The 18972-nt window shown below is 59.8% G+C and carries 34 protein-coding genes; 3 read left to right on the top strand and 31 right to left on the bottom strand.

The features are described from left to right. Positions 1–74: 74 nt before the first annotated feature. From ACOY6C_RS08885 to ACOY6C_RS09035, 31 genes are all read right to left on the bottom strand, one after another. On the bottom strand, positions 75–566 hold the full coding sequence (locus ACOY6C_RS08885) for a phage virion morphogenesis protein (protein ID WP_420905113.1): 492 nt from the start codon (positions 564–566) through the stop codon (positions 75–77). Position 567: 1 nt separating this feature from the next. After that, positions 568–2802, bottom strand: a complete 2235-nt coding sequence (locus tag ACOY6C_RS08890; protein ID WP_420905114.1) for a phage portal protein family protein — start codon at positions 2800–2802, stop codon at positions 568–570. A gap of 1 nt (position 2803) precedes the next feature. After that, positions 2804–4489: a phage terminase large subunit gene (terL, locus tag ACOY6C_RS08895; protein WP_420905115.1), complete on the bottom strand. Its 1686-nt coding sequence runs from the start codon at positions 4487–4489 to the stop codon at positions 2804–2806. Then, positions 4482–4976 (bottom strand): DUF1804 family protein, encoded by a 495-nt coding sequence (locus ACOY6C_RS08900; RefSeq protein ID WP_420905116.1) that lies wholly within the window; start codon positions 4974–4976, stop codon positions 4482–4484. Before ACOY6C_RS08900 ends, terL begins: the two co-directional genes overlap by 8 nt. Positions 4977–4981: 5 nt before the next feature. Then, positions 4982–5215 carry a hypothetical protein gene (locus ACOY6C_RS08905; protein ID WP_420905117.1) on the bottom strand — a complete coding sequence of 78 codons (234 nt, stop codon included), beginning with the start codon at positions 5213–5215 and terminating at the stop codon, positions 4982–4984. Further along, complete coding sequence (locus ACOY6C_RS08910; protein WP_420905118.1) at positions 5212–5691, bottom strand: hypothetical protein; 480 nt, start codon at positions 5689–5691, stop codon at positions 5212–5214. The genes ACOY6C_RS08905 and ACOY6C_RS08910 overlap by 4 nt, the downstream gene beginning before the upstream one ends. A 235-nt stretch (positions 5692–5926) precedes the next feature. Beyond that, positions 5927–6148 (bottom strand): hypothetical protein, encoded by a 222-nt coding sequence (locus tag ACOY6C_RS08915; protein WP_420905119.1) that lies wholly within the window; start codon positions 6146–6148, stop codon positions 5927–5929. A gap of 87 nt (positions 6149–6235) precedes the next feature. Continuing rightward, positions 6236–6442: a hypothetical protein gene (locus tag ACOY6C_RS08920; protein WP_420905120.1), complete on the bottom strand. Its 207-nt coding sequence runs from the start codon at positions 6440–6442 to the stop codon at positions 6236–6238. Positions 6443–6445: 3 nt separating this feature from the next. Continuing rightward, a complete protein-coding gene (locus tag ACOY6C_RS08925; RefSeq protein WP_420905121.1) occupies positions 6446–6772 on the bottom strand; it encodes a nucleoside triphosphate pyrophosphohydrolase family protein in 327 nt (108 codons plus the stop codon). Positions 6773–6788: 16 nt separating this feature from the next. Next, the gene (locus tag ACOY6C_RS08930) at positions 6789–7010 is read right to left on the bottom strand and encodes a hypothetical protein (protein ID WP_420905122.1); all 222 of its coding nucleotides are present in this window, start codon (positions 7008–7010) and stop codon (positions 6789–6791) included. Further along, on the bottom strand, positions 7003–7383 hold the full coding sequence (locus tag ACOY6C_RS08935) for a hypothetical protein (RefSeq protein WP_420905123.1): 381 nt from the start codon (positions 7381–7383) through the stop codon (positions 7003–7005). The genes ACOY6C_RS08930 and ACOY6C_RS08935 overlap by 8 nt, the downstream gene beginning before the upstream one ends. Next, the gene (locus ACOY6C_RS08940; protein WP_420905124.1) at positions 7376–7861 is read right to left on the bottom strand and encodes a hypothetical protein; all 486 of its coding nucleotides are present in this window, start codon (positions 7859–7861) and stop codon (positions 7376–7378) included. The genes ACOY6C_RS08935 and ACOY6C_RS08940 overlap by 8 nt, the downstream gene beginning before the upstream one ends. Then, a complete protein-coding gene (locus tag ACOY6C_RS08945; protein ID WP_420905125.1) occupies positions 7858–8814 on the bottom strand; it encodes a phosphoadenosine phosphosulfate reductase family protein in 957 nt (318 codons plus the stop codon). The genes ACOY6C_RS08940 and ACOY6C_RS08945 overlap by 4 nt, the downstream gene beginning before the upstream one ends. Further along, positions 8811–9080: a hypothetical protein gene (locus ACOY6C_RS08950; protein ID WP_420905126.1), complete on the bottom strand. Its 270-nt coding sequence runs from the start codon at positions 9078–9080 to the stop codon at positions 8811–8813. Before ACOY6C_RS08950 ends, ACOY6C_RS08945 begins: the two co-directional genes overlap by 4 nt. Beyond that, the gene (locus ACOY6C_RS08955; RefSeq protein WP_420905127.1) at positions 9077–9250 is read right to left on the bottom strand and encodes a hypothetical protein; all 174 of its coding nucleotides are present in this window, start codon (positions 9248–9250) and stop codon (positions 9077–9079) included. The genes ACOY6C_RS08950 and ACOY6C_RS08955 overlap by 4 nt, the downstream gene beginning before the upstream one ends. A gap of 2 nt (positions 9251–9252) precedes the next feature. Then, positions 9253–9714, bottom strand: coding sequence for a Mor transcription activator family protein (locus ACOY6C_RS08960; RefSeq protein ID WP_420905128.1), 462 nt, complete (start codon positions 9712–9714; stop codon positions 9253–9255). After that, a complete protein-coding gene (locus tag ACOY6C_RS08965) occupies positions 9687–10172 on the bottom strand; it encodes a phage protein GemA/Gp16 family protein (protein WP_420905129.1) in 486 nt (161 codons plus the stop codon). Before ACOY6C_RS08965 ends, ACOY6C_RS08960 begins: the two co-directional genes overlap by 28 nt. Then, entirely contained in the window at positions 10169–10366 is a 198-nt protein-coding gene (locus ACOY6C_RS08970; protein ID WP_420905130.1) for a hypothetical protein, read from the bottom strand. The genes ACOY6C_RS08965 and ACOY6C_RS08970 overlap by 4 nt, the downstream gene beginning before the upstream one ends. Next, complete coding sequence (locus tag ACOY6C_RS08975) at positions 10344–10484, bottom strand: hypothetical protein (protein WP_420905131.1); 141 nt, start codon at positions 10482–10484, stop codon at positions 10344–10346. Before ACOY6C_RS08975 ends, ACOY6C_RS08970 begins: the two co-directional genes overlap by 23 nt. 2 nt (positions 10485–10486) lie before the next feature. Beyond that, on the bottom strand, positions 10487–10690 hold the full coding sequence (locus ACOY6C_RS08980) for a hypothetical protein (protein ID WP_420905132.1): 204 nt from the start codon (positions 10688–10690) through the stop codon (positions 10487–10489). Beyond that, positions 10690–10953 carry a hypothetical protein gene (locus ACOY6C_RS08985; RefSeq protein WP_420905133.1) on the bottom strand — a complete coding sequence of 88 codons (264 nt, stop codon included), beginning with the start codon at positions 10951–10953 and terminating at the stop codon, positions 10690–10692. Before ACOY6C_RS08985 ends, ACOY6C_RS08980 begins: the two co-directional genes overlap by 1 nt. Before the next feature lie 3 nt (positions 10954–10956). Continuing rightward, positions 10957–11190: a hypothetical protein gene (locus ACOY6C_RS08990; RefSeq protein WP_420905134.1), complete on the bottom strand. Its 234-nt coding sequence runs from the start codon at positions 11188–11190 to the stop codon at positions 10957–10959. Next, the gene (locus ACOY6C_RS08995; RefSeq protein WP_420905135.1) at positions 11190–11855 is read right to left on the bottom strand and encodes a DUF3164 family protein; all 666 of its coding nucleotides are present in this window, start codon (positions 11853–11855) and stop codon (positions 11190–11192) included. Before ACOY6C_RS08995 ends, ACOY6C_RS08990 begins: the two co-directional genes overlap by 1 nt. After that, positions 11848–12279, bottom strand: coding sequence for a hypothetical protein (locus tag ACOY6C_RS09000; RefSeq protein ID WP_420905136.1), 432 nt, complete (start codon positions 12277–12279; stop codon positions 11848–11850). Before ACOY6C_RS09000 ends, ACOY6C_RS08995 begins: the two co-directional genes overlap by 8 nt. After that, entirely contained in the window at positions 12276–12875 is a 600-nt protein-coding gene (locus ACOY6C_RS09005; RefSeq protein WP_420905137.1) for a hypothetical protein, read from the bottom strand. The genes ACOY6C_RS09000 and ACOY6C_RS09005 overlap by 4 nt, the downstream gene beginning before the upstream one ends. Next, on the bottom strand, positions 12872–13687 hold the full coding sequence (locus tag ACOY6C_RS09010; protein WP_420905138.1) for an AAA family ATPase: 816 nt from the start codon (positions 13685–13687) through the stop codon (positions 12872–12874). The genes ACOY6C_RS09005 and ACOY6C_RS09010 overlap by 4 nt, the downstream gene beginning before the upstream one ends. A gap of 39 nt (positions 13688–13726) precedes the next feature. Next, on the bottom strand, positions 13727–15868 hold the full coding sequence (locus tag ACOY6C_RS09015; protein WP_420905139.1) for a Mu transposase C-terminal domain-containing protein: 2142 nt from the start codon (positions 15866–15868) through the stop codon (positions 13727–13729). A gap of 3 nt (positions 15869–15871) precedes the next feature. After that, on the bottom strand, positions 15872–16627 hold the full coding sequence (locus tag ACOY6C_RS09020) for a hypothetical protein (RefSeq protein ID WP_420905140.1): 756 nt from the start codon (positions 16625–16627) through the stop codon (positions 15872–15874). Further along, a complete protein-coding gene (locus ACOY6C_RS09025) occupies positions 16627–17088 on the bottom strand; it encodes a hypothetical protein (RefSeq protein WP_420905141.1) in 462 nt (153 codons plus the stop codon). The genes ACOY6C_RS09020 and ACOY6C_RS09025 overlap by 1 nt, the downstream gene beginning before the upstream one ends. Next, entirely contained in the window at positions 17085–17306 is a 222-nt protein-coding gene (locus tag ACOY6C_RS09030; RefSeq protein WP_420905142.1) for a hypothetical protein, read from the bottom strand. Before ACOY6C_RS09030 ends, ACOY6C_RS09025 begins: the two co-directional genes overlap by 4 nt. Further along, positions 17303–17593, bottom strand: coding sequence for a helix-turn-helix domain-containing protein (locus ACOY6C_RS09035; protein WP_420905143.1), 291 nt, complete (start codon positions 17591–17593; stop codon positions 17303–17305). The genes ACOY6C_RS09030 and ACOY6C_RS09035 overlap by 4 nt, the downstream gene beginning before the upstream one ends. A 93-nt stretch (positions 17594–17686) precedes the next feature. On the opposite strand from ACOY6C_RS09035, the gene ACOY6C_RS09040 reads away from it, so the two are divergent. The 3 genes from ACOY6C_RS09040 to ACOY6C_RS09050 all read left to right on the top strand — a co-directional run bounded on the left by ACOY6C_RS09040 (position 17687) and on the right by ACOY6C_RS09050 (position 18939). Next, on the top strand, positions 17687–18127 hold the full coding sequence (locus tag ACOY6C_RS09040; RefSeq protein ID WP_420905144.1) for a helix-turn-helix domain-containing protein: 441 nt from the start codon (positions 17687–17689) through the stop codon (positions 18125–18127). 95 nt (positions 18128–18222) lie between these two features. Next, entirely contained in the window at positions 18223–18567 is a 345-nt protein-coding gene (locus ACOY6C_RS09045; RefSeq protein ID WP_420905145.1) for a hypothetical protein, read from the top strand. A gap of 69 nt (positions 18568–18636) precedes the next feature. Beyond that, the gene (locus ACOY6C_RS09050) at positions 18637–18939 is read left to right on the top strand and encodes a hypothetical protein (RefSeq protein WP_420905146.1); all 303 of its coding nucleotides are present in this window, start codon (positions 18637–18639) and stop codon (positions 18937–18939) included. Positions 18940–18972 lie beyond the last annotated feature (33 nt).

An 18972-nucleotide genomic window follows, 5' to 3' on the forward strand; every position in this document is an offset into this window, starting at 1 on the left:
CTCATCTAAAATCGCTTCACCCCGCACCATGCGGGACGATGCAGCGATTTTAGATCGGTGCGCTTGTGAGATCTTCAGGAAGGGCTTCCGGATCTTCCGGAAACGGCCTTGGCCAGGTATTCAAGAACGATACGCGTGATCGCCTCCCGCTCTTCAGTCGAAAGCCCGAGAAACGGACGCGCCGCCAGAATGAAAAAATGGCCGCGAATATCGGTCTTTCCGCCGAACTGGTGCTTCTTGGCATAGACCACGTTCGTGCCGATCTCAAGTCGCTCGCTGCTGGCGATATAAGTGATCGAACGGCGCATGCGTCCGGTGTCGGTCAGGATTTTATCCTGTCCGAACGTCCCTCTTTTTTTCTCTTTCGTGAACTCCGAGATGTCTTGCCACGGCTGGCCGTGCGGGGATTTTTGTTCATCGAACCGCTGATCGATGGTGCGCAACAGGTGTTGGCCCATGCTCTTGAAAGCCGGGGTGAGATCCTTGGTGCGCGCTTCCAGGCGATTGAGCGCAGTCATCAACGCCGGAAAACTCTGTCGCTCGACTGTCAGTTTAACCCCGCCCATCTCACGCCATCCCCAGCTCTTTTTTGACCAGCTCGGCCAGATAGGCCGGCAGAATCTTCAGCTTCTCCTCGATCGCCCCCTGGGTTTTCATGCCGGTCGCACCGGGAGCGTAGGCAAAGCCCTTGTCCACCCCGCCGGCATCAAACGGCGCACCGCTCACCTTCAACCCCTCGCGCTCGACATCGCTTTCCGAGAGCGAAAAAACCGTGCAGTGACAGCGAAAACCGTTCGGCGGGTAGTGGGTGGACCACCAGGGGTCTTTCGCGGGCAAAACCAGGCCATTCCAGGCCGCGTGCTGCTCGCGCGGATGCGGCTGCGGATAGTGCTTGTACTGCCAAAAAGGGCGCATCTCCAACACATCAGGATCGCTCATCTGCCGATAGCGTCCCGCCTGATAGGCGTTGAACAAATTGGTCTCGAAGATCAGGCGTGTGCGCCAGTCGCGCCCGCCGAAATAGTCCCAGCCATGCTCGGCCACGGTTTTATCAAAATCCTCGCGAAACTCCTTCAACGTCGTCCCCTCGGCAATCGCTTTGTCCACCGCCTCGCGCAGATCATCCAGCACATCGGCCTTGGTGGCCCCGGCCACCATGAAACCGACATCGTGCTGCTCGTTCATCAGGTCGTCCCAGTGCTCGGTCGAAACCGACACTTTGCCGCGAAAGTGATCGATCGCCTCTTTGAACGGCAGGGAGAATGAGGTCACGCCGTCGTAAGGAGATTTTTCGGCGTGCTCCGCGCCGGTCATCCCGATCTCGCGCAGCACCTCGTACCGCCCGGCTAGGTGCGCAACCAGGGTGGCGTTCTGGATCAGAGTGGCCAGCGGCCCGGAGTCGATCACGGGATAGAGATCGAAAATCTTGTCGCGCAGACCCTCCAACCCTTCGGAGCGCTCCGCAAGCTCGCGAACCGATCGCAACATCTCGCGCAAAATCGGCCCGAAGCGCCGCAACGCCTCGGCCAGATACCTGTCAATCGGGGTGTCGGGCGTCGCCTCGGCAAAGGTCGCACCCTGGATATCGTTATTCCGGCGCGTGGGAAGCCCCACGGGCGCGTTTTGGGGTGGTTCTGGGGCGATGGTCCATCCTTTGCCGTAAATCTCGTCTACAAGCTCCTGTGAGGGCCGAAGCCCCATGTCGTAGAGATTCTTGTCGCGCTGGCTGCGTGCCAATAAATCTTCCGGCTCTTGCGTGTCGCGGGTCACGCGCGGCGGGGTGGCGTTGGGAAAGTTCCACTCGGTCAGCCAGCGCACGACTGACCGGTTGAAGGTCTCGTTGATCAGATCCGCGTCGGCGCGCACCACCTCGTTGCGCACCTCCTTTTGCACGTTGGCCTTGTTCTGGCCGCCGGCGGCCTCGCTGGTCATGATCTGCGAGAGCACCACCTTGGCGATGGCGCCATCCATGCGCGCCAGAAAATCCCCATGCCCCGGCGTTCCGCCGCGGGTGGCCTCGATCAGCTCGACCTGCATCGTGTCCGGCACGCAGATCGCCGAATCCGACTGAATGGCCATCAAGGTCTGGAGCAGGCGATCGCGCTCCTCGCGCGTGGCGTTGGCCGGATAACTCCCCTTGGCCGTGGGCGTGCCGAATTTTTCCAGCAAGGTCGCCCACATTTTCAGCCCGCCGCGCTTGAACAAAACCGGCCAGTAAAGCCAGTGGGCCAGGCCCAGCCCGTAAGGCTCGTCGTCGTTGTCGGCCCCGGTCGAGAAGTGCCAGAACTTGCGCTCCGGCAATAGCTCGCCCATCGGGGTTTGCATGGTCAACAGCCGGATACGCCCCTCGCCGTCAAACCCAAACCGGCGCTGGCGACGCACCGGCAACCCATCGAGCACGATCCGGCCTCCGTCGCGCGCCCACAGGCATTCGGCCACCGCGTAGCCGTAAAAGACGCCGTAAAGCATCTTGTCGGTCACCGCGTCCCAGCCGATGTGATGCAACTGCTCGCGAACGAAATCAGTCGCCATGACCGACTGCCGATCCGCACCCCCTGGCGCCACGTTCCATTCCGCCGACGTGACCGCCAGGCGTCGCTGCTGAAAAACCGCAGCCACCTGGTCATCGCGCAACACCTCCTCGTAAACCTCCAGCGTCGCCCCGAAGTCGAGCAAGATCGAGTCGCGATTGGGTTGCAGCAGCAAGGGATCGAGAAAACCCTTGGTGATGTCGCGCCCGTCGCGGGATGCGGCGATCAGACTGAAATCGGGCGGGGTGTTTTTTTTCGGAGTTGTCGCCACGTCAGAACCCTCTCATCCAGCCAAGACCGCCAGACACCGTGCCAAACCCGGCACCCGTGGCCGAACCGCGCCCGCCGGGATTCATGCCCGGCATGCCCGCCGCAAACCGCCGCCCGCCGGACATGAACTCGATGCGCTGTTGCCCTTCGAGCGCCGCCGCCCAGAGCATGTGCAGAGCGTCCGGGCCGTCGTCGTGGGCGTCCGATTCGCCGTAGTGCTGCAACTGCTCCACGAGCGTGGTCTGGCTTTGGTGGATCAGAATCAGGCCGTTGGCGATGTGCGGTTGCAGCGAGCGAATGCGCAAGTCCTTGTCGGTCGAGGGTTTCACCCCACGCGCCGGGACCGGCAGACCCGCTTGCGCGGACTGGCGTATCAGCTCGTTTTTGAAATACTCCTGGAACTGCACAGCCTCCACGATCCACAAGCCACAGCGAAACTCCTTTTGCAGTTGCACCACCCGCTCGATGATCTTGTCCGGGGTGCGGCGCTGGATGTCCGCTTCGATCACGTAGAGCTTGCCGGTCTCCCGATCCAGCCCGCCCACCAGAATCGCCGACGGATCGCCGCGCCCGCCAAGCCGCCCCAGCGATGGATCCACCGCCCCGAAAAAGAGCATGTTGGGTGGGGTCTCGCGCCAGAAATGGAGCGCAGCAAAGGTGGCATTCTCGGCCATGGGGGCGTTCTGCAGCTCGGAATCAAAAGCGTCCCGACCATCGCGGGCCCTGATTTTCATGAGGGTCACCAGGGGCCGCATCGCCGGCCAGGAGACGACAGCGCCGGATTCCATGGCCTTTTTCTGCCCGGCAAAAAACCGGTCCGCCGCCTCCTCCCCGTCCGCCCGCAAGATCCCCTCCCACCGCTCCCAAAGATCCATGCGATCCGGCCATTGAATGATCGCCGAGAAGCGTTGCGACTCCCATAACGGGTCGCGCAGCAGCCGGGAAAGCAGGGAATCGTGGTGCAGCACCGTGCCGATCACCACCGCGTGCATCGAGTCGTCCGGGGGCCCGAGTTTCAAGACGGTCTTCTTGAACCAACTCTCCAGCTTGTCGCGCTGCGAGCGGGAGCGGACGTTCTCATCGTTCTCCAGATCGTCGCAGATCACCAGATCCGGACGATACGAGCCGTGGCGCAGACCGCGCATGCGCTTGCCCGAGCCGAAAACCTGAATCTTTGCGCCGCCCCGCGTCAGGATCACGCCCTCCTGCCACAACCTCCCCGCGCCGAAGGCCTGGGGAAAATCCATGGCAAGGCGTTGATTCGATTCCAACTCCACCTTGATCGCCTCCAGCATCATCGCCGCCTGGTCGTAGGCGTCCATGATCAGACAGACGTAATGACTCCGACCGGTCATCACGCGCCACACCGTGAAAATTTGCGAAACGAGGGTGGATTTGGCCTCCCCGCGCGGGGCGGCAACCGCCACATGCGCGCCCTTGCCGGACGCCAGTTCTGGCAGGCGCTCGAAGAGGTACTGGTGCAGCACACTCCGCGAGGCGATAGCCAGGTGCGGGAAGTAGGTCTTGACGAAAAAGCCGAAATCTTTCATGGCGCGTTTGGCGCGCCTGGCCGAGGCTTCCGGGTCCGGGTCAAACCCGTCCACCTCGGCTTCGACGCGCCGCCGGTAGCTGTCGGCAAACGCCGAAAGGCGGGTCAGGAACTCGCGTTTGCTGGTCTGTTCAGCCATATTTTTTCACCAACTCCGCACCAAAGGGTTCGAGAATGTCGAGAATGGCCGGCGCGCTTTTGGGGTGTCGGGTGCGCACGAACTCGGCGAGCAGGGTCAGGATCTCCATAGCCACCCCGAGCTCCGACAGTTTCGGGGCCGCACGGCTCAAAGCCGCCATAGTTTTGGAGAGGGCATCGGTCAGACGCGAAAGCAGCTCGACACGATCCGCCGGCGCGATTTCCGCCTCTTTGACCTGACGGATCGCCTCGGCATGAGCTTCGAGAAAATCGGTCAGGATGCGCTGCACCACCTCAACATGACCGCCATTGGCCAGGGCATGAGCGGCGCGCAACTTGTCCCAATCGAGATCGGTGCCAGCGTCGCGCTGCTTCCATGCCCTGGCCGTAGCCTCCGGGACCTTGTGTCGCTCGCAGGCGATCACCAGCGCGGCCCCGGCGGCATACGCTTCGCGAACAAGGGTGCGGGTGGTGGGCGAGTGGGCCATTTTTTTCAGCCCTTCAGGATCGACTTGGCGAGATCCACCCCGACCGACATCACCATCGCCGAGATGCCGCCGATCACCGCCGAACCCACTTTCACCGAGCTTTCCAGCTTGCCCGTGCGTCGGTCCAGATCCATGAGCAGACTGGCATTTTCCTTGATCGTCTCGTGCATCTGCTCTTGCCGAGCCTCCAAACGCCCGATCACGCGCGCCACCTCGTCGAGCTTGTCGCTGTCGCTCATTTCTTCACCTCGCCCTTCACGTAACGGTTGAAGCTGGCGACGAACTCATCCTCGGTGCCTTTGCCGAGCAGGGTGTTGTAGTGCAGTTTCCAGTAGCGGGCCAGGCCGGGGATGTCGTCGGCGGCGGGGAGAGGATCGGTTTTGCGGCGGTAGTGCAGCCGGCACATGACCGCCGCGAACAACAGATCGGTCACCAGGCGTTCGGGCCCGGGCAGCTCCGGCCACACCGCGCGCAAGCGGGCCGCGATGTTCGGCTGGTAATTCAGCCAGTTGTGCAGGATGTCGTGGAAGGTGGCCGGCTCCATCTGGAACACCCCCAGGGCCGGACCGCCACCCATCTGGCGCACGTAGGTGCCAAAGACTGACTCCTGGGCCATGGTGCCCAACAGCAGCGCACGCGCCGCCGGGGAGTCCATGTCGAGGATCTGGCACGCCTTGGCGATGACTTCGTTTTCGATTTGTTGACGATTGAACATTTCATGCGTCTCCGCGAGAGTGGATGATGACGCATGAAAGCGATCGAACATTTCATGCGTCTCTGTAAAAAGTAGACGATGACGCATGAAAGCATGAGGCGGGGGATAAAATATGCAGGAAGGGCTTCCGGATCGCGGAAGAACCGGAGGGCGCGCGGCCCTCCGTGGTTTGGATCAGGCGGCGAGGCGTGCGGTAGACTGGCTTTTTCTGGGGCAGACAGAGGATTTCATTTTCTTAACGAACTTTAAAAATCATAGGGGCGCCGCCATTCAGCGGATAAACAACCTCTTCACCCTCGAAGGTTTCCGGAACCATCTTTTCTGAAAAATCCTTACGATCAAGGGGGCCATTGAAAATAGGGCCACACTGGATCGAATATCGCCTCATTTTTGGTTTCCCATCAACAAGGACCTCCATCAGCGGTGGATCTTGAAAATCTGGTTTACAATCTTGCATTTTAGCTCTCCATTTGCTGTATGGCTAACTATCAAATTGATACTGTTAGCGTATTATCTATTGGGAACATGCTCCGCGCAATGATGTTTACAGATTCAATCTGGCGTTATCCTTGCTCGTCACCATCTCGAACGTCATTTCAAAATCCCGCTCCTCCCGCACGTAAACCGCATGCTCGATGTCGAGCGGGCAATAAACCACAACCCCCTCCACAGCCCGCGCGCTCGTCTCGTAGGTGGCGTGCGCCAGCAGACGGTAAATGTGTCCGGTCTTGATGTGTCTGAAAAACATCATGCATCACCTCGTCTCAAGCAATTCGGTTTCAGCTTTCAGTTTAGCCATCCTGGCTTTGATGCGCTCACCCAGACGATCAATCTTCAGCTTCTTCTGTCTGTCGAACTCGGCTTCAGAGCAAAACATGTGACGCATCTGTCCGATCATGATGCTCACATCGGCCAACTCCTCCACGATCTGGCGTCGGCAAAGATCAAGATCACCACGCCCGCGAATCCGGTCCAGCAGAGCGATTTGCAGCTCTGCCATCTCCTCCAGCATCATCATGATCTGCGCCGTCGGTCCGTAGATCGCGAGCGCTTCTGCGTAAATCTCAACCTCATCGTTCATTAGAAAATCTCCCGTATTACGAAGGCTTGCGCCTGCCGGTTTCAAAATCCTCCCGGCCATCGGCGCTGTTGTGTGCCCAGATGACGACCAGGCCGTCATCGTCTGCCACCGGCCTGCACCAGCATGTTTCGGTGCGGTCATGCGGACGCATGTCGTTCAGCGGCACGATGTGTTGGCAGTCGTCCAGACCCCATTCCAACCCCCAGCACACCACGCCGCCAGCTTCGAGATCATCCATTCTGCGACTCCCGGTTTCCCTTGAACCATCTCAAAAGCTCTTGAATTTTCCCGACGTTCTGGGCCACCTTCTCCTTCGGCATCGGCGGCTCCGGAAGGCTCGGACGCGCCGGGCGCGGCGGAAGGTGGTCGAGAAACGTTTTCGGCGCTGGCCACCGGTCGCAGACGCGGGCCAGCATCATGAAGCTGTGGCGGATCCTGGCCTGATCAAGCGACTCGTCCCATTGGATTGGCTCGGTCAGGAGCGTCTCGTACCACGAACGAACCACGTATTGAATGTCGTCCGCCGCCGGAAACCCGGCCAGCCGCAGCGTGGCCAGCCTGCCCAGCCCCACCGCGATCTCGCGGCGCAACCACATCATCTCATCACCCATCGCGCACAAACTCCGCAAGCGTGGTCAAGGTTTGCGCCATTTTAGATGGCGCGCCAGACACCTGCCGCACCGGCGCCGGCAGCGCCGATTCCCGCTCCGTCCCGCCCTGACCGGCCAGCTCGAAGGCCACGGCGGCCAGGTAGTTGTGATTGCCCAAAGGCCGCTTGATACTCTCTCGGCGTGCCATCATCTGCGCCATCGCCGCCCCCCAGACCGCCGGCGAGCAGGGCCGCTCCTGCCGGTCATGCTTCACCACGCCCGCTGTCGTCAGCGCATGCAGCTCGGCCAGGATGCGCCCCGCCCGCGCCCACGAAAGCCGCGACCTGGCCGGGCGGAACAGAGCGAGATAACGGATCGCCTCGCGCTGCACCTCGGCGGGCAGACCCGCCAGGGTCGCGAATGCCGCGCGCGCCTCCGCATCGTTCTGCCAAGCCTCCGCAGCCGCCTCGGCGCCACATGATGGGCAGGTGAGGTTCATTCACACACCCCCAGCGCCGACATGCACGAGTGATCATCAAGATCAAAAGTGCCCTGGCGCGGATCACCGCCCGGTCCACTATTCGCCCAAGCCACAACGTGATCGATCGTCGCTACGGATGGATCTCCTGTTTTTTCGCCAAGAGGTGTTTTATCCACACGAAAAAAATGCATCATCTTGCCGCTCTTGCTGACCTTCTGCACCTCATCCTCCCATTTTTTCACCATCTCAATCCGCTCCGGAAATCGTTTCGCAATAACCCGCAGTTCGCCTTTCGAGCTGTTGATGCACGGCATGCAACCGACGCGAAGCATTCCGAGCTGGTAAAGCGGGTTTAATTCGATCCCATGACGGGCATGAATCGCGATAACATCTTGCAGATGCCATCTCAACAGTGGTCGAAAGATGGTCAATCCCCTGTCTTGTTCATGCTCTACTTCTGGAAGTTTTGCGCGAGATGGAGACTCTTCCGCCCGAACGCCAACCCACGACACAACACGATTCCCAGCGTTCAGAATTTCATCAATGAGCGCGTCAATCGGATAATATTTCAGATCGGACGAGCAAAACCGCATTTTCTTGTTGCCGGGAAACAACCCATGCATCAGACAGCAGTCGAGAAATGCCGAACCGTGCGGATGCATCATCGACGCCGCTTGTTCAACACGCTCTGGCGACACGCCGTCTTCCGGCCACTTCTGACGAATGAACTCGGCTTTACGCTTAAAATCACCGGAGAAATCTGCTTTCACCCATTCGATTTCCGGGCCTCCTGTCTTCGATTGTAAGTCGCGGATATAGTCCAAGGTGATCTGGTTCTCGTTGCCTGTGTCCGCGAAAACCGCCCGAAATGGCACGCCACTTTCAAGCGCAAGCAAGTACATCGCAGTCGAGTCCTTCCCTCCCGAGACAGACAGAACATGGACCGCTTCATTTTTGAACGGGACGTTCATTCCAGCGGCTCCAGGCGCGGGCACAGCTCCAACTGATGCGGCCAACAGGAACCGACATTTATGCCCCCGACCCAGGCGCAACTCACCTCGCCGCCCTTGATATGATAGATGCCGGTTCCTTTCGTATCCGCCCTGATCCGATCCAGCGTCTCCTGCATCACACGCTTATCGCGGCGATCAATCAAATCGATAACCCCAGCCCATCCAACCCCGCACACGAAAAACAGCGCACCGATCCACACCCAGATTTTCATCTCATCTTTCATGTCGGCCTCTTGACCAGGCTGACTTCCGTTTCTCCCAGATCAGTCATTGCCTGCACCGCAACCATGGCTGCCCGATACGCCGATGATGCTGTGTCGAAACCTCTGTCGAAATATACCGTTACCGTGAATTGATTGTTGCTGCTCTCAATCCTGATCGTCACACCGTTCATCCCTAAATCTCCATCGCCAGCTGTCTCGGATCCCGCCGCCGGCGACCATCGCCAGCACCACCAGAATCCGGGTTGTTCAAAATATCGCTCACCCGGCGCGACGAAAGCCCGAACTCGCGCGCCAGCCTGTTCGCCGTGGCATCACCACGATACGCCTCGACGATCTGCCGGTTGCGCACGCAGCGCAACGCGCGATCGCCCTTCGGGATATAGACCCGCAACCCTTGATAACGCCGCCAGATCTTGCCGGCAGCCTCGCCACCGGCGCATTGCCAGACGATCCACTCCGGCCCCGGCTCGCGCGCCGGGACAACGATTTCGGTGCCACCGAACCGCTCGGCCAGGGCAACGGTTGCCGCAAAACCAGCCACATCGACCAGCTCCCGCAGCATCGGCGGCAGCTCGCAGAGCGCGAAATCGGCCTCGGCCAGACCGCTCATGCCGGCCTCTGCTTGAGCCGCCACGAGTGGATCGCCAGGGCGCTGGTCAGCTTGTGCAGCTCGGCCACCGACAAAAACTCCAGCACCACATCGCCGCGCGTCTTCTCGAACATCTTTTTCGCTGTTCCACGCACATAACCCCAGCTCCAATCATGGATTTTATTGGCGCAGATCATGGCGTAGATCTTCGCGTACATCCCGCGTTTTTCCGGGTCATCCCAGTTCGAAGGGCGCGCCATCCAGCGCGATCCCGGCGGGATCTCGATGCCAACCGGCGGGGCCTCGGGCTTGGGCGGGGCCGGTTTCCAGCCACGCCGCTCGAACTCCCGCAACACCCCGCGCAACTCCCTATCCGTCATCTCTTTGCAGCTCGCCTTGCCGGTGCAGGATTCGAGCAGGGCGCGGTAGGCGTTGTCATCCAGCCCGAGCTGCACCTTGGCGATGTGGATTTTTGCGATCAGTTTTGTGGCACGCATACTCATTTTGCATCCTCCCTTTTGCGCTCGAACTGCGCACAATCCCAGCCCAGCGTGGTGATTTGCAAAGCGCCAGCCCGGCACCAGCCGGTGCCGAACTTGCCGTGGCGCTCCCAGTACCGGCAGTGCCAGCAGATCCTGGCATTGCGTGGGATGATCACGCGCTTGAAAACCGGATCACACACGCGCCACCCACTCATACGCCATCCAGGCCGCCGCCGGGATCGACACGCCCAGCGCCAGGCCGGCCAACACCAGCCACCAGAGCGAAAGGCGGCGGCTATGACAGAATCCGGAGGGTGACTGGATGCGTTTCATCGTCACCACTCCAATCTTCCGGCCAAACCGCAATAGCCGCGTCGCTTGCTCAAATCGACTTCTTCAAGCGCTGAAAAATTCCACCGCCACGCCATGCATCCAGAGCCGATGCACGGCACCATAATCTTGCGGTCCGCCTGCGCTACCGCCTCGTGCCGCGCCTGACAACACCATTTTTCAGCCGCCTCTTTCTCGGTCGTATACATCACGCACCCCTTGCGCGCCACACCGGCGCGCCCTGGTCTTGCTGTTGATTTTCCAGCTTCTCCCGGCACTCCCGCTTGAACCGCTCCCCAGCCTGCTCCGCTTCCGCCTTGCCGGAAAAAAGCCCGTCCTTGCCGGTAAATCGCGAAAGCACGCCACGGTCATCCAGAAACGGCATCCAACCTCGACGGGTGGTCATGAAGCCCTGAACGAAACGCGCCTCGACCGTGGCCCTGGCGAAGAATTCAAGCGTTGAGCGGTCCACCGGTCACCCCTTGTTGGTGTATTTCTTCAGAAGCGATTCGCAGAGTCCGACGATCTTATCAGCCTCTTCTAGAAGTTTTTCGTGCAAGTTCCAGTGATCCTCGGAATCTTGCACGGAAAGGTCTTCATCACCATCCAGATCTACAAACACATCATTGACTCGATCGATGGCTTCGTTGCACGCATGAATCGCAACATGAAGCCCGCGAACGATTTTTTCTTTCTGCTGCTCGTCCATCAGATGATCTCCTGTGGCACTTTCTCTTCCAGCCGTCCCACCCGGACAGTCGCCAAATCGAGCGGAATCGGCACGAACTCTCCCTCATCCGTGCGCTGGTAAAAGCGCAGATAGGAGCGGGTATGATCGACGCGGATCGAGTCGGTCAGGATCTGCATGGCCTTCTGCCACTTTTCATCGTCGATCTGTAGCCGGCGCAGCTCATAGACCTTGTTGACCGGCAACTCTCCCTGGGCGTCCGCGCGAAAAACCTCATTGATTAACGCCTGGACCGCCGGGTGAGAAGCCGAGGTCCACCCCTTGATGCACTCATCGACCAGGGATTTGGCGATCTGCACCTGCTCATCGAAGACCAGAACCGCCGAAAACGCCCTCTGAACACGGTACTGACCGTCATAGGTGGTCAACGTAACGTTACCCTTGAGGCCGCCGACACTCACCCCGTGATCCGATGCCGAGATGGCGATGAACGCGCTCACCTCATCGAACGCCATGGATTTGAACTCGGCCATGTCCTCGTTCAAATCCATGGCCGCCTGAACCAGCTTGCGCACGGTCTGATCGCGGAGCTGGTCAATCGGCTTGACCATGCTCGCCGGAATCAGCCGCCCCTGCGGGTCTTGCCAGAAGCCGTCCGGAATGACGATGTTGCTGCTGCTAGACATGATCTTTCTCCAAAATTCCATCGGTTGAACGAATAGGGTTGACAAGAACCACACTGCACGGATGCAGCTGGCCGTTGATGCGCAAGGTACCGCCGTGGATGATACGCCCGAGACGGGACAGGGATTTCAGCGCCTCGGTTACCACCTGGCGCGGGGTGTGATGCATCATCGTGCGCAACTCGCCCTCGACGATCCTATGACCAGGACGAGCCACAAGGATGCGCAGGATCTCCTGTTTTGCCGCTTTCAAGGCTTTCTGCGTCACAGGGCAGCCGCGATCAAAGCGCCGAAAGCGGTGCTGCACCGTCAGCAGCAGGATGGCGTCACACCGCAGCGTCGGCTGCTGATGATGCCCGCGCGCCCGCCGCCGGTTTTGCCTGACCTTAAGCTCTTCCCGGCTGTTGATAAAAATGGCGCAGCTCATGGGGTGACTCCTTGTTTTTTGGGTGGCAATTTGTAGGTCTCGCCGGTATTCGGGTCGTAGACCTGGTTCTTGGCGGTCTGCCAGATCGGCGCTTTCGGTCCGACATCGAGTGGAATGGTCCACAACAGGAATCCAGGGCTGTTCGGTCCGCTCCCGGTCACGCGCCGGCCCGGATTGATCAGCAGGCCAACATCGGCCAATCTCCGGAAATAGCAGCCGATGTTGTTGGCATCCATCTCCCGATCCGTGCCCAAACTCTTCATCAGCTCCGGGATGGTCGCCTTGCCACCCCTTTTGCGGCGCAGCGCAGCCCAGGCGCGCTGCCGCAGGGTGCGCTTTTTCGGTGTTTTGCGGGCCCGCTCCTGACCGGCTCCACCGGACAAAAATCCCTGACCGTCGTAGCTCGCACCGTGCGCCGTGATGTACCACCTGCGCCGGTCGATCACGATCGCCATTTCATTCTTTTGCAGGGTGCACAAGGCGTTGCTGATCTGTTCCGGATTCAGATCCGGGATGCGCGCCGCCAGCTCAACCCGCGTTCCGGACCCGTTGCGCAACTCGTCCAGCACGATGCCCGCGATCCAGCGCGCGCTCATGCCGCCGACCTCGCGCACTCCTCTTGCTGCTTCTTCATCTCCCGCGCCTCGCGCGCGGCCATGGCCTCGCGGACTTTGCGCGGGGTCTCGTCGCGCCAGTCATACGCGATCACCTCCCCGCTCATCATCACGCAGTTGACCAACTCTTTCCGGTTTCGCTTGCCGAACGTCTCGGCCAGGGCGATGGATTTGACCACATCCCGATGCCGCCCTCCGGTGTGATGCAAAATCTCCTCGGCGAGCCGCTGGGAGATTTTCACCTCGCTCAACCCGTCGCAGAGCTTTTCGACATCCGCGATGTTTGCGGGGTGCATCTTCACCACGCTGGCGATCCGCGACGAAATCTGGTCGTACTTGGCGATCTGCTTTTGAATGTCGTCCATCGAGACCAACACCAGAGAGTTCTCGTGCCGGTCGGTCAGGCTGCGAATCACTTCAAGAGCCTCGGCCTTGTTTTCCAGATAAAATTGCGCCTCATCCAGAATGATCGGGCGCGGCATGCCTTTGTCGTTCAGGCTGCTCCGCAACAGCCGGTCCGCCTGCTGCCGCCGCGTCTCGTACCGCCCGTCCGGGATCCCGCCCAGCTCGCGCACCAGGTCTCCCAGCACCATCTGCGCAGTGACGCGGGGATAGCCGCACAGATAAACCGCGTCTTCCTGGTCCGCCCAGCGCTCCACGCACTCGGTTTTCCCGAAACCCGGATCGCCGATCAGCAGCATGATCGACGCCTCGCGGGCCCCGCGCTTTTCCAGCTCCCCGACACCGCTTAAAAAACGGTGCACATTTTCTGTCTGTACCAACACGTTTTTCATGCTATATTCCCCTTGCTTTTGGTGTTTTGCGGGGCCGGATCATGCCACGGATCCGGCCTTTCTTTTTATGCCTGCGTCCGCCCCGTCAACCCCGACCAGCATCCGGAATCGCGGATCCTCCAGGCTGGCCTCCAGCCGATCCAACTCCTCTTCGTCCAGCTCTTCGATGTGCCCCATCGCCCACACTCCCCAATCACGCTCGGCGAAGGGACCGGAAAAGATGGGGCGACCCCCGGACTGACCGTCCGAAAACTGCTCATCACGCACCGCCAGCATCTCGGTGTAGTCGGCGGCCTCGGCGACCGGCAGACCAGACATGCGATTGGCAGTCTCCTGTTGCTCGACCGTGAGCCGCTCCGGCTCGCGGACCAGCTCCAAAGTCCGGCGCGACTCCTCTTGTTTTTCCAGCTTCTTGCGGTCCAGGCGGGCCAGTTGGCCACGCAGCCGGATCTGCTCGGCATGATCGAGCACGCTGTCCACGAGATAGTCTTTCCTGTTCCCGTCCCGCAGCGCCTCGCAGATAAATCTGTCGTGCTTGTCCAGGCTGTAAACCCACACCCTGCTGCCGTCGCGAGGATCGAACCGCACCCGCACCTGACCCGTCATCCCGGCCAACTCCGCGTTATTGGCGTAAAACATCTTGTGGAAGCGAATCTCGCCGCGAATGACATGCCGCACCTCCTCCAGCCGAAACTCCTCCAGGCTGTCCACCACCTTGACCGGCTTCCACCCGGCATCCACATGCCGCTTCCACGCCTCAACCGGGGTTTCGTGCCGCTCCTTGCCGGTGATCTTGTCGATGGTCTTGGGCAGGGAGCGATGCGGGCGGTTGTTGTACTCCTCGCGCAGCGCATCGATCACCCGCACCACCTCCGGTATCGTCGGCAGACGAATCTTTCCCTCGCGAATCGCCTTCATCCGGACCCGAAGCAGGCCGTCATCCTTGTCGCGCCGCCCGACATAGCTCTCGAACGTGCGCGCCGCCGGGATGAACACCTGCTGATGACCCCGCTCCACGATGCCGCCTGCCTGGGGATTGCCAGCGGTCTGGTGATAAAACTCGAAGCCGAGCCGTTTTTTAAGGCCGCTCACTTCGTCTTGCAGGTTCTTGTTCTTCGCACCGGAGCCGTTGTCCCAATGCACCACCTTGGGCACCCCGCCAAACTCCACCGCCATCCTCAAGGCATCCATGACAGCCTTGGTGCTCTCCGCGTAGTTGATCGACCAGCCGACATGCATGCGGGTGGCAACGTCGAACAACTCGGTCAGCTCCAGCCTGGTCGGCTTGCCGGTGTTGGGGTGCTCGACCAGCATGTAGGACAAATGCCCGTCGCCATTGACGATATCGAATGGGTAAAGCTTCGAGGTGTCGCGCCGGGTGAAGGGCTTCATCGCGGTCAGTTGCAGCCGAGAAACCCGCCCCCGGTTCGCCTCCACCTCGCCGATCCGCGCCAGATAGCGCCGCGCCTGGCTGTAAGATGGGATCCAGGCCGGATCCACTCCTTCGCGCTGCATCTTGGCAATCACCGCCGGGACCGTCAGGCGATTCGCGGTGCGGTAATATTTCAAGAACGGATTGGCCCAGACCGGCGTTTCGCCCGCGTCCATGGCCGCCGGGGCCAGGGCGCCCGCGCCCAGCTTGGCAGCGGCGCGCCAGCGGTGAATGGTGCTGGCCGAGAGCAACTCCTTGCCTTTTCCGGTTTTGGCCAGGGCAAACGGGATGGCGGCCTGAACATCAGGGGGGAGCGTGCCATCCTTGGCCAGCGCCATGACCACCTGGACCGCCTCAACCAGGGGCATCTCGTTTTCCCATCGCGCCACCTCCCGCAAAATGACCGCCCTGGCGTCCATGATCTCCCTCTGCCACTGTTTCAAACCCTGCGTTTCCGGCACATCCCAGCGCGCCGCCAACTGCGTTTCGATCGGATCCGCCAACACCGGCAAGTCATGGTCCGGGTCCGGCTCTTCGTTCACCCCTGCCGCGCGCCGTTTATTCAACTCCGCGCGCGCCTCGTCAGACAAACTGCCGATATGGAACTCGAACCCCTTGCCGACCGGCAGTTTCCGTTTCAGCCACCCGTCACGCTCGGCCCGCATCAAGATGCCGCGCACCGTGCCCGGCAGGCCGGGAAGCCCGGCCAGCTCGGAGGCAACAGCCCAGGATGAAAGCGCGGCGAGCATCGCTTACCTCGTAGCGAAGAAAATTTCAGGCAAATTCAGGTCGGCGAATTTCTTCGCCAGCTTGTCCGGGTCCGGACGCTCCTTGTCTTTGGCCGTGAAATTCTTGTTGATCCACTGCGTGACCATGCCGATCTTGCTGGCTGATTCGAACATCTCCTGAAGCATTGTTGCTTCCGGGACAGTCAGAATCAGCTTGACCCGCTTCGGATAGTCGATGGTGCGTTGCGTGGGAAGCCCGCCGGACTCACCACCATCCTTGCCGCTCGAGGTGGTGGTGCCGCCGGTCGTTTTCGCCGAATGGGTGTGCTGGCCGGTTTTCAGAGCTGTCTTGATATCAACGATTTCCTGCCGGGTCGTGTCTTTGTTGATCAACCCTTTGTCAAGCAAGTCGTCGAACACCTCTTGAGGCAGGGTGAGCAACTCATGCAAAATGGAGTAAGAGCTTGGCAGGTTGTTCACCGGTGAACAGTTTGCAAAACGCGGGCTCTCGGCAACCCGCCGAAGCCGCAACGCGGTCACCCTGCCGAACGGCAACCTGTTGAGCAGAGTCTCAAATTCGTTGCCAAGCGCCTTCCTGGCCTCGGAGAGCCGACGCCCGGTCTCGAAAATCCCCTCCATCGAATCGCGCCAGGACTGACTGACCCAATTCGCAAAATAGTCCACGCCACGCGCACTCCCCGTGGTCGCCACATCCGCCGGAGGCGGGATCACCTCACCCTCGATTGCCATCTCTTCGATCTCCCCGGTTTCGTTTTCCATCACCGCACCCCCTGCAACTCAGCCAACCGCCGTTTGCGCTCGATGCGCGACTGGATTTTCTCCTCTTCACGATCCAGATCCTGTTTCAGCATCTGGATGCGCCCCAGGTTGGCCGCCTCGGTCTGATCACCGATCAACAGGGCGCACCCGCGCTTGGCCGCCAGAAATTCCAGCAGATCATACGATCCGCACGCCTTCTCGAAGGCAACCAGGTAGGCCAGCGGAAACCGCTGACTCTCCTTGCTGCTGGTCCAGGCATACAGCATGTGATGGGAGATATCCTTCCCGGTGTCGCGCGTCATCTCGGCAGCCAGGATGTAGCGATCCTTGCGGCTGCTGACGATCATCTCACCGATGATGTGGCGGATCTGGGAGTCCAGATCCAAAAACCCCGGCAACTCCCGCTCCATGCTCGGCGGATCGAGCAGCGGCAAGATGAATTGCATCTCTTTCGCTTTCATGCGTTGATCTCCTGTTTGTCTGTGCGTCTGCGACGCGGTTGATTCGCCCCAAAACCGCTCATCACATCGTTGCGGTCGGGCCAGCGGATAGGGTAAGTTCTGGGCTGCTCATGCACGATTTCTTGATAAACGGCCAAGCGGTCATCGCCGTCCTCGACGTACCCGACAAAGGTCAGCGCACCCGTTCGCGCTCCAATCTCTGTCCCTGCTGCGTTCATAAGGCATCTCCATTTGTGCGTCTGCGACGCGGCGTGATATGCTTTTCCAGAGCGCTCCTGGGGGCGCGCTTGCCGTCCGGGTAGTAGAGGGGCCAAATCACCTGTGGCTCCACGCCGATGACCTCGGCGATGATCAGCTCCATCCGGGGGATGAGCGGGCCATCAAGCGCCTTGGAGCCAACGCGCGCCGAAAAACCGTGCGCCAGGCTGAGACGACGCAGGCTCCAACCGGCATCCTCCAGGTGCATTTTGATTTTCGAGCGTGGCCAATTTTGGGGTTTGCGCATTGTCCTGTTCTCGTGTCTGCGTTTGTTGTCTGTGTTCGACATGGGTATTAGATTAAAGCGTTCGCATTAATCAGTCAATGGAAATTTAAGCAAATGAGTGAAAATATTGGAGATCGGATTCTTGAAGAGCGTAAACGTTTGAAAATGAATCAAACTGATTTCGCTGCTATTGGCGGGGTTGTTCTGAATACGCAGTTTACCTACGAAAAAAACACGCGAATCCCTGATGCCACCTATCTCGCCTCCATTGCGGCAGCCGGTGTGGATGTGAATTACATCCTGACAGGCATGAGGTCCGGCGAGTGCAATCCGCGCCGCGTCGCCGAAGAGGTGGCGGGGGTGTTGTATGTTGTCGAGAGCATTCTGAGGGGGGAAGGGTCTGATGTGCCACCAAAACCCAAAGCCGAGATGGTTTTCACCGCCTATCTGGAGAGTACCCCCGAGGAGCGCAGGCTGATGCTACAGGCGCTTGAACAAGGGGTATTCATGATTCCACTGTCTGTAGCGAAATTGTTTCAGTTTAAAACAAAATAAGGTTAATATTCTCAATCTATTAATCTTTCCCATTCCGCTTCACGAAGAATGATGGTCGGTTTTACAACCAATCATCCCCTTCAAAGGAGCGTCACATGCTGAACAGCCTCGACCCGCAGCAATTCGTGCAGCACCGCAGTCTTTCTTTTGAAAAAAGATTTGCATCTTGTTTTCGTGCCACCATGATCGCCGCCCCGGTAGCCGCCGTTCTGATCATCTCCGGAATCGTCGCATGGAATCACTATCAATCCCTGCCACTCACCGAGACACAGCTCGTCACCCTCTCGGCCCTGGCCGGCGAGGCAAGCAGCAACACAAAATCAACACGCCAAGCGGTGTGGGAGCGGGTGAAAAAAGATCTTGGCGTGCGGCGAATTCAAGACATCAAGCGTCGGGATTTTGAGCGTGCGCAGGACATTCTAATCTTGTCTGGAAAATAGCTATTGACGGGTGTGGGCGGGCTGATGTAGACGTGAACCACCCGTCCACACCACTTCCAGAGAGGATTCATGAAAAAATTACTGGCCGTTGCAGCCGTATGTGTCACTTTGTCGTCAAGCGCAGCCCACGCCATGACGGGCGCGGAGTTTTATGGCATTCAAAGCCACCGTAACAGTGCAACCGAGTATCGAAAACTTCTTGAGCCGTTGATTATGTCCTACGTCCAAACTGGCTGCCAAAACGTTCCAGACTGGCCAGAATTGTCATGGAAAATAAACGATCTCATCAGATTGCGGGGGCTTGCGAACGCCGACGCAAGCCAAATCGCCTGGGAAGCAGCCCACGGATTAGGTATGAATTGTGCACGTTAAAGGTGCGGCAAGCCGGCCTGTTTGGCCGGCTCA

The organism is Candidatus Magnetaquiglobus chichijimensis (assembly GCF_045865675.1).
Lineage (GTDB): Bacteria > Pseudomonadota > Magnetococcia > Magnetococcales > Magnetaquicoccaceae > Magnetaquiglobus > Magnetaquiglobus chichijimensis.

What these genes read in the sequence shown, in the direction of transcription:
- ACOY6C_RS08885 (WP_420905113.1), bottom strand. Translation starts at nt 566, where the DNA reads ATGGGCGGGGTTAAACTGACAGTCGAGCGACAGAGTTTTCCGGCGTTG.
- terL (WP_420905115.1), bottom strand. Translation starts at nt 4,489, where the DNA reads ATGGCTGAACAGACCAGCAAACGCGAGTTCCTGACCCGCCTTTCGGCG.
- ACOY6C_RS08900 (WP_420905116.1), bottom strand. Translation starts at nt 4,976, where the DNA reads ATGGCCCACTCGCCCACCACCCGCACCCTTGTTCGCGAAGCGTATGCC.
- ACOY6C_RS08905 (WP_420905117.1), bottom strand. Translation starts at nt 5,215, where the DNA reads ATGAGCGACAGCGACAAGCTCGACGAGGTGGCGCGCGTGATCGGGCGT.
- ACOY6C_RS08910 (WP_420905118.1), bottom strand. Translation starts at nt 5,691, where the DNA reads ATGTTCAATCGTCAACAAATCGAAAACGAAGTCATCGCCAAGGCGTGC.
- ACOY6C_RS08915 (WP_420905119.1), bottom strand. Translation starts at nt 6,148, where the DNA reads ATGCAAGATTGTAAACCAGATTTTCAAGATCCACCGCTGATGGAGGTC.
- ACOY6C_RS08920 (WP_420905120.1), bottom strand. Translation starts at nt 6,442, where the DNA reads ATGATGTTTTTCAGACACATCAAGACCGGACACATTTACCGTCTGCTG.
- ACOY6C_RS08925 (WP_420905121.1), bottom strand. Translation starts at nt 6,772, where the DNA reads ATGAACGATGAGGTTGAGATTTACGCAGAAGCGCTCGCGATCTACGGA.
- ACOY6C_RS08930 (WP_420905122.1), bottom strand. Translation starts at nt 7,010, where the DNA reads ATGGATGATCTCGAAGCTGGCGGCGTGGTGTGCTGGGGGTTGGAATGG.
- ACOY6C_RS08935 (WP_420905123.1), bottom strand. Translation starts at nt 7,383, where the DNA reads ATGGGTGATGAGATGATGTGGTTGCGCCGCGAGATCGCGGTGGGGCTG.
- ACOY6C_RS08940 (WP_420905124.1), bottom strand. Translation starts at nt 7,861, where the DNA reads ATGAACCTCACCTGCCCATCATGTGGCGCCGAGGCGGCTGCGGAGGCT.
- ACOY6C_RS08945 (WP_420905125.1), bottom strand. Translation starts at nt 8,814, where the DNA reads ATGAACGTCCCGTTCAAAAATGAAGCGGTCCATGTTCTGTCTGTCTCG.
- ACOY6C_RS08950 (WP_420905126.1), bottom strand. Translation starts at nt 9,080, where the DNA reads ATGAAAGATGAGATGAAAATCTGGGTGTGGATCGGTGCGCTGTTTTTC.
- ACOY6C_RS08955 (WP_420905127.1), bottom strand. Translation starts at nt 9,250, where the DNA reads ATGAACGGTGTGACGATCAGGATTGAGAGCAGCAACAATCAATTCACG.
- ACOY6C_RS08965 (WP_420905129.1), bottom strand. Translation starts at nt 10,172, where the DNA reads ATGAGTATGCGTGCCACAAAACTGATCGCAAAAATCCACATCGCCAAG.
- ACOY6C_RS08970 (WP_420905130.1), bottom strand. Translation starts at nt 10,366, where the DNA reads ATGAGTGGGTGGCGCGTGTGTGATCCGGTTTTCAAGCGCGTGATCATC.
- ACOY6C_RS08975 (WP_420905131.1), bottom strand. Translation starts at nt 10,484, where the DNA reads ATGAAACGCATCCAGTCACCCTCCGGATTCTGTCATAGCCGCCGCCTT.
- ACOY6C_RS08980 (WP_420905132.1), bottom strand. Translation starts at nt 10,690, where the DNA reads ATGTATACGACCGAGAAAGAGGCGGCTGAAAAATGGTGTTGTCAGGCG.
- ACOY6C_RS08990 (WP_420905134.1), bottom strand. Translation starts at nt 11,190, where the DNA reads ATGGACGAGCAGCAGAAAGAAAAAATCGTTCGCGGGCTTCATGTTGCG.
- ACOY6C_RS08995 (WP_420905135.1), bottom strand. Translation starts at nt 11,855, where the DNA reads ATGTCTAGCAGCAGCAACATCGTCATTCCGGACGGCTTCTGGCAAGAC.
- ACOY6C_RS09000 (WP_420905136.1), bottom strand. Translation starts at nt 12,279, where the DNA reads ATGAGCTGCGCCATTTTTATCAACAGCCGGGAAGAGCTTAAGGTCAGG.
- ACOY6C_RS09005 (WP_420905137.1), bottom strand. Translation starts at nt 12,875, where the DNA reads ATGAGCGCGCGCTGGATCGCGGGCATCGTGCTGGACGAGTTGCGCAAC.
- ACOY6C_RS09010 (WP_420905138.1), bottom strand. Translation starts at nt 13,687, where the DNA reads ATGAAAAACGTGTTGGTACAGACAGAAAATGTGCACCGTTTTTTAAGC.
- ACOY6C_RS09015 (WP_420905139.1), bottom strand. Translation starts at nt 15,868, where the DNA reads ATGCTCGCCGCGCTTTCATCCTGGGCTGTTGCCTCCGAGCTGGCCGGG.
- ACOY6C_RS09020 (WP_420905140.1), bottom strand. Translation starts at nt 16,627, where the DNA reads ATGGAAAACGAAACCGGGGAGATCGAAGAGATGGCAATCGAGGGTGAG.
- ACOY6C_RS09025 (WP_420905141.1), bottom strand. Translation starts at nt 17,088, where the DNA reads ATGAAAGCGAAAGAGATGCAATTCATCTTGCCGCTGCTCGATCCGCCG.
- ACOY6C_RS09030 (WP_420905142.1), bottom strand. Translation starts at nt 17,306, where the DNA reads ATGAACGCAGCAGGGACAGAGATTGGAGCGCGAACGGGTGCGCTGACC.
- ACOY6C_RS09035 (WP_420905143.1), bottom strand. Translation starts at nt 17,593, where the DNA reads ATGCGCAAACCCCAAAATTGGCCACGCTCGAAAATCAAAATGCACCTG.
- ACOY6C_RS09040 (WP_420905144.1), top strand. Translation starts at nt 17,687, where the DNA reads ATGAGTGAAAATATTGGAGATCGGATTCTTGAAGAGCGTAAACGTTTG.
- ACOY6C_RS09045 (WP_420905145.1), top strand. Translation starts at nt 18,223, where the DNA reads ATGCTGAACAGCCTCGACCCGCAGCAATTCGTGCAGCACCGCAGTCTT.
- ACOY6C_RS09050 (WP_420905146.1), top strand. Translation starts at nt 18,637, where the DNA reads ATGAAAAAATTACTGGCCGTTGCAGCCGTATGTGTCACTTTGTCGTCA.